Raw genomic sequence first — 11,740 nt, 5'->3', positions numbered from 1 at the left:
ACGAAATAAAGGAGGAACAGATTTTGTTAAAAAATAATGAGAAAATTATATTTGAAATGAAGTCTGGATATAGTCTACTTGGTCTTGAAGGGTATGATTTGTCTGATAAATGCTTGCAAATTACTAACCTTGGAAATATTTTTATTTCCAAGGTTGATTATTTAGAGGATAATGAGGTAGACTATATAGGATATAGCTTCGAAAATGAACAGATAAAGCTAGAGGCTGAAATAGATAGAGAGAGTGTAAATATTATTGCTGAAGGTCTTAATTTTAAAATGATAAGAGAAAATTTTGAGCTTGACTTGAAACTCGATTTAATAATGGTGCTGGATTTAGAGGAGATAATTTCTATTTCAAGTGAGCTTGAAAACAATATTTTTGAATATAAAAATAATGCAATCATACTGAATAATGAGAAGCGAGCTATTGTCGGAGCTATAGAACACGACACTGATAAAGTGATTTTTTACAATATAAATTTTAGCTTTGAATTTAGGTTTACAGATATTGAATATTACTTGCCTAAAAATGACATTATATACTTTAAGGGATATTTTTATTCGGTCCACAGAAAAGATATAATAACAAAGATTTTATTATTGGGAAATGAAATAGAAAGAAAATTTCCAAAGGATATTTTTTATATAGTGGATAATAATGATAAAATAGGGGTTTTGCCCACAGAAGATGTTGTTTCTTATTGCAAACTGAGTGGATTGATAGCTTCTACTGGTTATGTTGATGCTCCGGCATTGATAATAAGACATTCTGATATGATAGTTATTTTCGACTTTGTATCCAAAAAAGAATTAAAATTTAGTAAAATGTCGTCTTTGATGATGTTAATCTCAGAAGGTGGAAGTTATATACTTCACGATGGCAGTGATTTTTTTAGTATAGTTATTGACCTAGAAGCTTTAAAGAAAATAGGCTTGGATAGATTGGGGAAGATAAAAAGCAAACACTTGGGGTTTACAAAAGGATTTATGCCAGTAGTCGTGGAAATCAACGATGAGAATATATTAATAAAAAGCTCAAATAATGACGAAGGTAAAAATAAGATATTTTCTATTAAAAAATCAGATGTATCAAATATATCGGTAAAAGAGACAAATACAGCTGGAGATAACTATGTAGAGGCAGAATTTAGATTTGGTGATAAATTTATCAAAATTAACTTAATGAGAGAATTTGTGACAGAAATCTCTACAGAGGTGTTTTCTGACTATCAGAATTCAATAATAGATGTAGTTCCAAGAAAAGAAGTCTACGATAATTGGACAAAATCGGTGTGTGATATGGTTGCTTATAATTTTTTTGGACATATTTATGATTTAAAAAGGAGATATTCTCATATAACTGAAAATTCGAGCTTGCAGGACATGATCAATTTTATGAACAATTTATACGATGATATACATTTCCAAATCGAAAATGTGGATTTTTCTGCTGTCAGTATGTTTGATATACTTTTTAATAGTGAAAAAAAATACTTTAGCTCTAATGGATTTTCGTATGATATTTCGATAATGGAAAATTTGGAGAGAGTTTTCTATGATGTTAGAAACGATATAAAGATAGATTTGATTGATATATCGTCCTGTTTGGAGAATATTAATCACTTTATTTTACCGGAAAAATTGAGAGCATCAACTATAAATAAAATTAATGAAGGACAATCCTATCAGCTTGCATATTTTAGTAGGTTGGCATTGTCTAAGCTGAATCATCTCATTTATAATTTACTTCCTTCATATGTTTCTAGAATCGTGAGTAATATTTTTAGGATTTATGACACTATATATGATAACTACTCGATTTTATCTGATGAGGAGTTAAAAAATGAGATTATAGCTAGGATAAGAAATGCATACATTTTCAAGCAATATATTATAGAAGCTAATTCAAATGTAATTAGAAATGATATTATAGAGGATTTGTACTCTATTGTAAAATTTTCCTCTATGAAGATAGATAGTGAGTTTTATTATTCCGGCGGTTACAGGTAGGTGATACTATGGTTATAGATGATATTTTGAATAGAGATTACAGGCTGTGCAATTTTTCAGATAGAGAAAAAAGCGTTCTATATAGGGAGGTTGATTTAGATAATTTAATATTGGAAAATTTAAAATTAAACGAAATTTCCACAAAGGATACAAAGTCTCATGAAAATTATTCAGTTGGCTTTGATTTAACAGAAGAGAAAGAGGTAAAAAAGGATGAGTAGTATTTTATTAGCTGGTGGAGCAGGATATATTGGAAGCCACACCGCAGTTGAATTATTGTTGAGGGATAAAGATGTGATAATTGTTGACAATTTTTCAAACAGTAATCCAAACGTTATTGAGAGGATAGAAAGTCTGGTTTCAAAGAGAGTCAAGTTTTATGAATTGGATACAAGAACCTCAGAGCTTGAGATTGTGTTTAAGGAAAATGAAATTGATGTCGTAGTTGATTTTGCTGCTTATAAGGCAGTTGGCGATTCCGTAAAGGAGCCCCTTAGCTACTATGAAAACAACCTGTGTTCTTTAATAAATACATTGAAATTAATGAAAAAATACAACGTAAATAAATTTGTTTTTAGCTCTTCGGCAACTGTTTATGGTGATGTGAATGTTGATATGTTACCTACAAGAGAAGATTATCCCAGGAGTGCAACTAATCCATATGGAAATACCAAGCTTATAGGAGAAGATATTATAAGAGATTTGGGAAGGGCTGATGTAAATTTTAATAGTATTGTGTTGAGATATTTTAATCCTATTGGGGCACATCAAAGTGGTTTGCTAGGTGAACAGACAAATGGTGTACCGGCGAATATTATGCCTTATTTAACGAAGGTAGCTATTGGAGAACTACCTTTTTTGAATATATTTGGTAATGATTATGATACAGAGGATGGAACGGGTGTAAGAGATTATATACATGTGGTTGATTTGGCAATTGGTCACGTCAAGGCAATTGAGAGACTTTTGAAAGTAAATAACGGTGTTGAATTTTTTAATCTTGGAACCGGCAAAGGATATAGTGTCATGGAATTAGTAAGAGCCTTTTCCAGAGCATCGCACATGGAAATACCTTATAAAATTGTTGATAGAAGGGATGGAGATGTTGCAATGTCATATGCGGATCCAAGTAAAGCCAAAGAAATTTTAAATTGGGAAGCAAGTCTAGGCATTGATGAAATGTGTAGAGATTCTTGGAACTGGCAAAGTAAAAATCCAAATGGCTATGATGATTAATTTTTAAGTATTGATATTAGGCTTGTAGATATTGATCAAAATAATTCATGTCGATAAGCCGGGAGGAAAAAATGATAAAGAAAATAGCATATCTATTTACCATTGTCTTTGTTTTACTATCTCTTGGTGCTTGTACTACACATGACAAGACATCAAGCAGCGATAAAGAGTCAGTGGAAAAAATAACTAATAATAAATCTGAAATTACTATTTATTTACAAGAGGGACAAAAACTAGATGAAAAATATCTTAAAGATGAAAAAATCGCTGTGAATTATCTGCCCAAAATTGAAGGTAAATACACCGAAAAGCAGGCTGATATGATTGCGAATAATATTGATAAGCATGTGAAGGTCTTGATTATTTCTTCAAGTAATAATGGGTTATCATCAGTTTTCGAAAAGGTTAAGGATAGGTTACCAGGAGTAATAACAATTTCTTGTGATATGGAGGAATTTAACAACCATTCTCTTGACGATCTGTTAAAGGATTCCAGTATAGATGTTGGCTTATCTGTATCTAATACAAATAACTTGCTTATTGGTGTAAAAAATTCAATACTGATGAATGCAAAAAAGTTTGCTTATATTTATAATACAAATGATATTGATATCACAGATCTTGAAAAAGCGAAAAAATACTGTAAGGAAAATAATATGGTTTTCGATGAGATAAAGGTCGATAAAAAAATTGATGACAAATATTTTAATGAGATTGTCGGTAAAATTAGCAACATAGAAGATACAGCTGTTTATTCGTCAAGCGAGGATGTTTCTACATTGCTGTTAAAGAATTTCTTTAGATATAAGTATATCCTTCCGAACCTTAATAGCGGAAATGATGGCAGTATTTTTTCGCGAGAATTTGCTATGGAAAAAGAATATGAGTCTATGGAAAGAAAAGAATTTGAATCTCTTGTTTCAAAAAAACTTAAGGAGGAAGGCTTGGCAGGAAAGCTGGGTATGATAATTGAGGATAAAAAGTCAGTACCAATAGAGATATCAATTGAAATCGCAAAATATATGTACGAGAATAATTTTATGATTGAGGAATGCTATAGAGATGTATCTCTTGTGGCTAGAGGCAATAGAAATTTAAATCTTTCTATAGCACCACAAAAAATAGGAAATTCAGCTGGTTATTTTAGATATCTTAATATCGTGCCGAGAGTATATTAGGAGGAAGATGATATGATGTTTTTTAGAAAAATAATGACAAGCATGTCTCTGATGCTTGTTGCTACATTTTTACTGACAGCATGTAGTAACAAAAATAACTCTACTACTGAGATTTTAGATAAAAGTGGAGATAATAAAACAAAAATTGCTTTGCTGATACAAGATAAATCCGAAAATAAAACAAATTTTGATGCTGCAGAGTCTATTATTGCAAGCAAGGAATATCAGCGTGAAAAAATGGATAATTCCAACGTTGATATCAAGCTTTTTAAGCTGCCAAAAAATTACAACGAAAATGAAGAAGAAGTTTCAAAGATTTTTGGTGATATAGAAAAGGATAAGGATATTAATGTTCTAGTAGTATCGTCAAATGAAGCTGGTTTGACAAAATATGTTAAAGGCTTGAAGGGGAAAAGAAAAGATGTATTGACTATAAGTGCAAATCTTGCTGATAATGACGATGAATTAATAAATACCTTTGATTTAAATTTCAAAAATATGGATGTGAATAAAGCGAAGAGAGTAGTAGACTTTTCAAACTCGTTAGGAGCAGAATTCTTCTATTATTTTGTTGATGAAGGTCAGAAAAGTGATAAAAAGACCAAGGAGACTATAGATCTTATGAAAAAAACGGCATTTGAAAACAGTATGCCAATAGTAGAGATTGTAGTTCCGGATAATTTGGATAGATATGGTAAGAAAATGCTTGTATCAAATAAGATAGATGAGCTGATAATGGAAAAAGGAAAAGAGATTAATGTTTTTGCTTTCAATCAGGACTATGATGATATATTGCTAAGTAAGGTCATAAAAAACGGAATATATATTTCTGAATTTTCAAGTCCGAACATAGATAAGAAAATGTTGAATTATTTTGGTATTGGATATTTATCTAGAAATTCCGAGGATTATGGATGGATGAATACTCAAATAATAAATTATCTGGGAAAATATGGAATAGAGAGACATATAGGCTCAATAGGGGCATTGCAAGAGCCATTTGTTTTACAATTTGCAATCGAGCTCGGTATAAGCATGAATGCAAAGGAGCAGGCTGTGAGTAAGGCGTACAATTCCTATTATCTGGAAAAAATATCAAATATTAGATGTAACATTTCGTCAGGATTTATCAACAAAAAATCAGGTGTGGGTAATTTTAAATATGTTATTCCAGATCAGATATCATATTAATAAAATAGATTTCTATTATAAATAAGAAAAATTTGTGAAAAAACGAAAAAAACTATAAAAAAATTTAAATTTAGTATATAATAAACACTTATAAAAATACTTTATTAAATTATGCATTAAAAAAGATTAAAAGGAGTGATTTTGTGATGGTTATGATTATACCGAAGAACTACAAAAGTGAGTTGGATGTTTTGGAGACTCAAAAAGCTATAAAAAAACTGAAGGACTTTTTTCAAAATGAATTGAGTAAAGAGCTTAATTTATTGAGAGTATCATCTCCACTGTTTGTATTACCAGAAACAGGAACAAATGACAATTTAAATGGAATTGAAACTCCAGTTAGTTTTAATGTGCCATTTATGAATAAGAAAGCAGAAATAGTTCAATCACTTGCAAAATGGAAGAGAACAGCTATAAAGAAATATAATATTCCTCAAAATGAGGGAATTTATGCAGATATGAATGCTATTAGAAAAGACGAGGAGCTAGATAACCTTCATTCTCTATATGTGGACCAATGGGATTGGGAATATAATATTCCTAAAAGTGACAGAACATATGAAAAGCTTGTTTGGATAGTTGAGAAAATATTTGACGTATTTAAGAGAACTGACGAATATATGTTGTCTTTGTATCCATATTTCAAACCGCTATTACCAGAGAAAATTACATTTGTTTCCACTCAAGAATTAGAAAACGAATGGCCAAATCTAACTCCAAAGGAGAGAGAAAAAAAAATCGTTAAAAGACATGGAGCTGTTTTTTTGACTGGTATTGGAAAATCATTGGAATCAGGGGAAAAGCATGATGGAAGATCTCCTGACTATGATGACTGGGATTTAAATGGTGATTTTTTATTTTTCAATCCTGTTTTAGATGACGTTATTGAGTTATCTTCTATGGGAATAAGAGTGGACGAGGAATCCTTGGAAAGACAGTTGGAAATAGCAGGAGCTGAAGATAGAAAGAATATGGACTATCATAGAGATTTATTAAATGGTGATTTGCCATATACTATAGGCGGAGGAATTGGACAATCGAGAATATGTATGTTCTTTCTTAGAAAAGCCCATATAGGAGAGGTTCAAGTAGGAATTTGGCCTAAGGGTATGATTAAGGAATGTGCGAATGCAGGAATTCATTTATTGTAATAATTGATTTATAGTTTGATAAGGGAGGAAATATGTACAAGCTATCAGGTGTATTATTGAGCGAAGATGAAATTAAACAAAAAGTCAACGAGTTGGCTCAGGTTATCGAATCAGATTACGAGGGACAAGATATTTTGCTAGTTGGAATTTTGAAAGGTGCGAGTGTTTTCGTTGCAGATTTAATGAGAGCTATAAAATTGGATGTTAATATAGATTTTATGAGTGTATCTAGCTATGGAAGTGGTACGACTTCATCTGGAACAGTGAAAATACTAAAGGACTTAGATGTAGATATTGATGGTAAGAATGTGTTGATAGTAGAGGATATTATAGATTCTGGAGCTACATTGAGAAATCTATATGATACCTTGATGACTAGAAATCCAAAAAGTTTAAAGCTATGTACTTTACTTGATAAACCTAGCAGGAGAAAGGTTAAGATTGATGTAGACTATGTAGGATTTGTGATTGAGGATAAATTTATTGTAGGTTATGGAATTGATTACGATGAAAGGTACAGAAATCTTCCATATATAGGTATAGTCGAGGATTTATAAAATGTTTCGAAAAAAATATTTTTTCTTTGACATAGATGGTACGATTGCTGTAAATTTTCCGAGGGTAATTCCTGAATCCACCAGACGAACAATTAACGCACTTATTGAAAGAGGACATTTTGTAAGTATTGCAACAGGTAGAATGCGTGCAATGACGAAGGAATTTGTAGATGAATTTGGAATTACAAATATGGTGACCGATGGAGGTAAAGGGATTGTACTAGATGGTAAATTTGAGGTTGAGCCACTTGAATATTATCCTATAAAACAACTGATAAGGGAGCTGGACGAAAAAAACATTCCTTGGGCAGTATGCCTGAGTGATGAATTGATTTGTTACTCAAAATATTCAAATTTTCAGACCTTGATGGAAGGTGCTATAAAGATTAAAGGCTATATTGATTTCGTAGCTATGCCCGACTTGGACATAGATATCGAAAGGAATATTTATAAGGGTTTTGTATATATACGAAAAGAACAAGAGAAGGATATTGAATCACTAAAGCATGTGCCCTATACCAGATATCAAGAAGACTATATTATTTTGGAAGATGATGATAAATCTATAGGAATAAAAAAAATAAGAGATAGAATGAATATCGATGATAGAGATATTGTGGTGTTTGGTGACAATACTAATGATATAAAGATGTTCAAGCCTGAATGGACTTCAATTGCAATGGGAAATGCTGTGGAAGAATTGAAAAAGATGGCAACCTTCGTTACGAAGGATGCTGATGATGATGGAATAGAATTTGCTTGTAAGCATTTTGGCTGGATTGATTAATTGATTTTTTAAGGTATTGCAAATAGAAGGTGATTTTATTTGCAATACCTTTTTTAGGAAGGATTTATTGATAAAAATGAGTAAGGTTATTGTTATTGGAGGAGGACCTGCAGGGATAATGGCTGCATATTTTGCATCTCAGGCAGGCTCTAAAGTCGTATTGATTGAAAAAAATAAAATGCTTGGTAAAAAGCTGAGAATTACGGGTAAGGGAAGGTGCAATATTACCAATGCGTGTGATTTAGATGATTTTATTTCTAATATTTACCACAATGGAAGTTTTATGTATAGTTCATTATACTCGTTTACAAACGATGACCTAATAAATTTATTTGAAAAAAATGGTCTTAAATTAAAGATAGAGAGAGGAAAAAGAGTATTTCCGATGAGTAATAAAGCCATCGATGTAGTAAATACATTAGAAAAATTGATTAACAATAGAAATATTGAAATAATTTTTGGAAAAAGAGTAGATTCAATAATTGTTGAAGGTAAGCTTGCAAAAGGTGTAATATTGCGAGATGGCAAAAAAATATTTTCCGACACAGTTATATTGGCAACAGGTGGAAAAAGCTATCCACTGACAGGCTCTACTGGAGATGGGTATGCTATTGCAAAGAAATGTGGTCATACAATAACAGAGCTAAAGCCTGCTTTGGTTGGGATGAATACAAAACCAATTCCAAAATCAGAAATGATCGGTCTACTTTTAAAAAATGTATCAATTGTGCTTTACAGAAATGGTAAAAAGATATATGAGGATTTTGGAGAATTGGAATTTAGAGATTATGGTATCGATGGAGCCATAGTAAAATCAGCCAGCTGTTATGTGAAGGCCGATAAATCGGACTATAAGGTTATTCTAGATTTAAAGCCTGCACTAGATGAAAAAAAGCTTGATGACAGGATTCAAAGAGATTTTAGAGAAATGAACAACAAATGCTTTAGAGAGACGCTTAGGAAGCTCCTACCAGCAAAAATAATCGATTGTGTCATAGACTATTCAGGTATAGATCCCGATAAAATGGTTCATCAGATTACAAAAGAGGAAAGAAGGAGACTCTTGAATGCGATAAAAAATATGGAGATTGCTATTGAAAGTTTAAGACCAATTGATGAGGCGATAGTAACCTCAGGCGGTGTTAGTATAAAAGAAATAAATCCTAGTACAATGGAATCAAAAATTATTGAAGGTCTTTTTTTCGCTGGTGAGATAATAGATGTTGATGGATATACTGGTGGCTATAATCTACAGGTAGCATTCTCTACTGGTTATTTAGCAGGCATAAACTCAATTAAAATTTAGACTTGTAAATTATCTCAAAAAATATAGTCTATAGCTTTTATAAAAAATGATAACCTATAATAGATAAAATAAACAGAAAAATAGAGACTACAAAAATAGAAGAAAAATGTAGTCTCTATTTTAGATTGTTAAATCTTTGTTACATAGTTATAAATTTTTTCATTTCCAATATCAATAACACCAGTGTTAATATACTTGACAATGCAATCTATGTCCCATTCTGTCAAATATTGAGTCGGAATTTCAAGAACATAACCGTGATTTTCTAGCTCTGACTTGAGTTTGAAAATACTTGAACATGGTGCTTTATTTGAATAATATTCTGTATATTTACCTTTATTATTCAATAAACTTTCATTTTGTATTCCTATTAAAGTTTCTACATAGCTCTTGTAACACTCTTCAAAATCACAAACCGAAATTTGATTTTCTGAAAGAATTTTTTTAAACGAAAAGTCATTCATCATATAGCGAACAAATTGTTCAGATGTAAGCTTGCCAGAAATAATACCTTTTTGATATTTTCTCAATACTTTTTTTGTCTGGGCATAGATTTTATAACGTGTATTAAGATCAAATTCAATAAACAGCATAAAACCACCCCTCAATCTAATTCTACAATAAAAAATGAAAAAAAGCTATAACTAAAATATAAAAATATTATAAAAATTAATTACAATTGAAAAAATAAAAAATTCATTTTACTATATAGAAAAAAATTAATATGTTATATATGCTTAATTATTAATATTTCAATAAATTTAAATACGAATAAATAGATATTTTGTTATTAGGAAAATATTAAGAATAGAAAAAAACTATATATATTATTATATTATTAGAAAAAAACTATAGTTAGAATTATTGAATATTATTTTATTGACATAGCAAGTTTAATAAGATATACTTTAAGAAATTTGTGTTGCAATTATTGATGAATTATTTAATATTCTTGGTATAATTCGGCAAATATATTAAAGTATAAACATCAGGAGGTATTATGTTTAAAAAAGAAAAAAGTACTGAAAAAATAAAATTAAAGGATATAGATGACAGTACACCAGAAGAGAGAGAGCAACAAAGGCAAAAACTGAAGAAAATCAGATATGCTGCTATTGCGGTTGTAGTTATTTCTGCCATTGCGTATTTTCTTGTGCCAGGAGTGAGAGAGAATGTATCAAATGCAGTAAAGGTTTTATCGCAATTTGATTTGAAAGTCGTGATCAGGTATATAAGGAGTTATGGAGCCTATGCAGCAGTCATTTCTTGTTTGCTGATGATACTTCAATCTATTGCAGCTCCGATTCCTGCATTTATAATAACTTTGTCAAATGCTGCAATATTTGGTTGGTGGAAAGGTGCGATATTATCTTGGTCAAGTGCCATGCTAGGAGCAGCACTGTGTTTCTTTATTGCCAGAGGATTGGGTAGAGAGGTTGTTGAAAAGCTTACTTCAAAGGGATCTTTGGAAAGCATAGATGTGTTTTTTAAGAGATACGGCAAACACACTATAATGATTTGCAGATTGTTGCCATTCGTTTCGTTTGACGTTGTAAGCTATGCAGCAGGTTTAACCTCCATGGGATTTTGGGAGTTTTTTATAGCAACAGGCATAGGTCAACTTCCAGCTACAATAGTATATTCATATGTGGGTGGAACCTTAAGTGGAGGTGCTCAAAAACTATTTATTGGACTTGTATCTCTATTTGCGATTTCAATTTTAGTTGGAATGATAAAGAAGATTTATAATGATAAGCAGAAAAAGAGAGAAGAACGATTGGCAAAGGAAGAACAATAGAAAACGAGCCAAAGAAAATTTATAAAAAAATAAAAGCTTGGTAATAGAGATACTCTATTTATCAAGCTTTTATTTAATCAAATTTATATTAAGGGTGTGTTTTTTAGTTAAATAGTATGATTTTTAGTCACACTATACTATTTTGTTGCCATCCTTTATAAAAAAGAACGAAGAGCCCGAAATAACAATTAAAGACGAAATCACTCTTATTGAAATTGATGTAGAATGACATGCCATTGAATGGTTATTACATATTCCAATAATTGAATTTGATGGAATAATAAATAGTATCAATCCGATAGCTATTATTGTAAGTGGGAGAGAAGTTTCTTTTCTCCAGCACTCTATTGATATTACAAAAAGTATTATGGAAATTAATACTATACTGATACTCGTATAGTGACACTTCATAGGCATTGATGACATAGATTTGCTGTGATTACAAACTGGAGTAATGATTCTAACAAATAATATCATCAATAGGCTAAGAAGAGCAACTAAGAGATTTATTTTCTTTTTCATAT

The 11,740-nt window shown here is 30.8% G+C and carries 12 protein-coding genes; 10 read left to right on the top strand and 2 right to left on the bottom strand.

The genetic code is table 11. The annotated features are described in order from the left end of the window. The first annotated feature begins 23 nt into the window (after positions 1 to 23). From BM120_RS00680 to BM120_RS00640, 9 genes are all read left to right on the top strand, one after another. Entirely contained in the window at positions 24 to 2,012 is a 1,989-nt protein-coding gene (locus BM120_RS00680) for a hypothetical protein (RefSeq protein WP_091992575.1), read from the top strand. Positions 2,013 to 2,020: 8 nt separating this feature from the next. Next, positions 2,021 to 2,233 carry a hypothetical protein gene (locus BM120_RS00675; protein ID WP_091992574.1) on the top strand — a complete coding sequence of 71 codons (213 nt, stop codon included), beginning with the start codon at positions 2,021 to 2,023 and terminating at the stop codon, positions 2,231 to 2,233. Then, the gene (gene galE / locus BM120_RS00670; protein WP_091992573.1) at positions 2,226 to 3,248 is read left to right on the top strand and encodes a UDP-glucose 4-epimerase GalE; all 1,023 of its coding nucleotides are present in this window, start codon (positions 2,226 to 2,228) and stop codon (positions 3,246 to 3,248) included. Before BM120_RS00675 ends, galE begins: the two co-directional genes overlap by 8 nt. A 71-nt stretch (positions 3,249 to 3,319) precedes the next feature. Next, positions 3,320 to 4,426: a DUF3798 domain-containing protein gene (locus tag BM120_RS00665; RefSeq protein ID WP_091992572.1), complete on the top strand. Its 1,107-nt coding sequence runs from the start codon at positions 3,320 to 3,322 to the stop codon at positions 4,424 to 4,426. A 12-nt stretch (positions 4,427 to 4,438) separates the two neighbouring features. Beyond that, entirely contained in the window at positions 4,439 to 5,617 is a 1,179-nt protein-coding gene (locus BM120_RS00660; protein WP_091992571.1) for a DUF3798 domain-containing protein, read from the top strand. Positions 5,618 to 5,763: 146 nt separating this feature from the next. After that, a complete protein-coding gene (asnA, locus tag BM120_RS00655; protein ID WP_091992570.1) occupies positions 5,764 to 6,768 on the top strand; it encodes an aspartate--ammonia ligase in 1,005 nt (334 codons plus the stop codon). 32 nt (positions 6,769 to 6,800) lie between these two features. Next, complete coding sequence (gene hpt / locus BM120_RS00650; protein ID WP_091992569.1) at positions 6,801 to 7,325, top strand: hypoxanthine phosphoribosyltransferase; 525 nt, start codon at positions 6,801 to 6,803, stop codon at positions 7,323 to 7,325. Between the two features lies 1 nt (position 7,326). Then, positions 7,327 to 8,112 carry an HAD hydrolase family protein gene (locus tag BM120_RS00645; protein ID WP_091992568.1) on the top strand — a complete coding sequence of 262 codons (786 nt, stop codon included), beginning with the start codon at positions 7,327 to 7,329 and terminating at the stop codon, positions 8,110 to 8,112. Between the two features lie 76 nt (positions 8,113 to 8,188). Continuing rightward, on the top strand, positions 8,189 to 9,418 hold the full coding sequence (locus BM120_RS00640; RefSeq protein WP_091992977.1) for a BaiN/RdsA family NAD(P)/FAD-dependent oxidoreductase: 1,230 nt from the start codon (positions 8,189 to 8,191) through the stop codon (positions 9,416 to 9,418). 128 nt (positions 9,419 to 9,546) lie between these two features. Here BM120_RS00640 and BM120_RS00635 read toward each other — a convergent pair whose 3' ends face one another. Further along, complete coding sequence (locus BM120_RS00635; protein WP_091992567.1) at positions 9,547 to 10,011, bottom strand: hypothetical protein; 465 nt, start codon at positions 10,009 to 10,011, stop codon at positions 9,547 to 9,549. Between the two features lie 407 nt (positions 10,012 to 10,418). Between BM120_RS00635 and BM120_RS00630 the strand changes: the two genes are divergently transcribed. Continuing rightward, the gene (locus BM120_RS00630; RefSeq protein WP_091992566.1) at positions 10,419 to 11,216 is read left to right on the top strand and encodes a TVP38/TMEM64 family protein; all 798 of its coding nucleotides are present in this window, start codon (positions 10,419 to 10,421) and stop codon (positions 11,214 to 11,216) included. 132 nt (positions 11,217 to 11,348) lie between these two features. Here BM120_RS00630 and BM120_RS00625 read toward each other — a convergent pair whose 3' ends face one another. After that, positions 11,349 to 11,738, bottom strand: coding sequence for a DUF4418 family protein (locus BM120_RS00625; RefSeq protein ID WP_091992565.1), 390 nt, complete (start codon positions 11,736 to 11,738; stop codon positions 11,349 to 11,351). Positions 11,739 to 11,740: the final 2 nt, after the last annotated feature.

Origin of the sequence: Peptostreptococcus sp. D1 (genome assembly GCF_900112955.1) — a bacterium.
Classification (GTDB): Bacteria; Bacillota; Clostridia; order Peptostreptococcales; family Peptostreptococcaceae; genus Peptostreptococcus.
Note: the sequence above shows the minus strand (reverse complement) of the source record. Positions and strands in the feature narration are given on the sequence as shown.

What these genes read in the sequence shown, in the direction of transcription:
- hpt (WP_091992569.1), top strand. Translation starts at nt 6,801, where the DNA reads ATGTACAAGCTATCAGGTGTATTATTGAGCGAAGATGAAATTAAACAA.
- asnA (WP_091992570.1), top strand. Translation starts at nt 5,764, where the DNA reads ATGGTTATGATTATACCGAAGAACTACAAAAGTGAGTTGGATGTTTTG.
- BM120_RS00665 (WP_091992572.1), top strand. Translation starts at nt 3,320, where the DNA reads ATGATAAAGAAAATAGCATATCTATTTACCATTGTCTTTGTTTTACTA.
- BM120_RS00645 (WP_091992568.1), top strand. Translation starts at nt 7,327, where the DNA reads ATGTTTCGAAAAAAATATTTTTTCTTTGACATAGATGGTACGATTGCT.
- BM120_RS00630 (WP_091992566.1), top strand. Translation starts at nt 10,419, where the DNA reads ATGTTTAAAAAAGAAAAAAGTACTGAAAAAATAAAATTAAAGGATATA.
- galE (WP_091992573.1), top strand. Translation starts at nt 2,226, where the DNA reads ATGAGTAGTATTTTATTAGCTGGTGGAGCAGGATATATTGGAAGCCAC.
- BM120_RS00625 (WP_091992565.1), bottom strand. Translation starts at nt 11,738, where the DNA reads ATGAAAAAGAAAATAAATCTCTTAGTTGCTCTTCTTAGCCTATTGATG.
- BM120_RS00675 (WP_091992574.1), top strand. Translation starts at nt 2,021, where the DNA reads ATGGTTATAGATGATATTTTGAATAGAGATTACAGGCTGTGCAATTTT.
- BM120_RS00635 (WP_091992567.1), bottom strand. Translation starts at nt 10,011, where the DNA reads ATGCTGTTTATTGAATTTGATCTTAATACACGTTATAAAATCTATGCC.
- BM120_RS00640 (WP_091992977.1), top strand. Translation starts at nt 8,189, where the DNA reads ATGAGTAAGGTTATTGTTATTGGAGGAGGACCTGCAGGGATAATGGCT.
- BM120_RS00660 (WP_091992571.1), top strand. Translation starts at nt 4,439, where the DNA reads ATGATGTTTTTTAGAAAAATAATGACAAGCATGTCTCTGATGCTTGTT.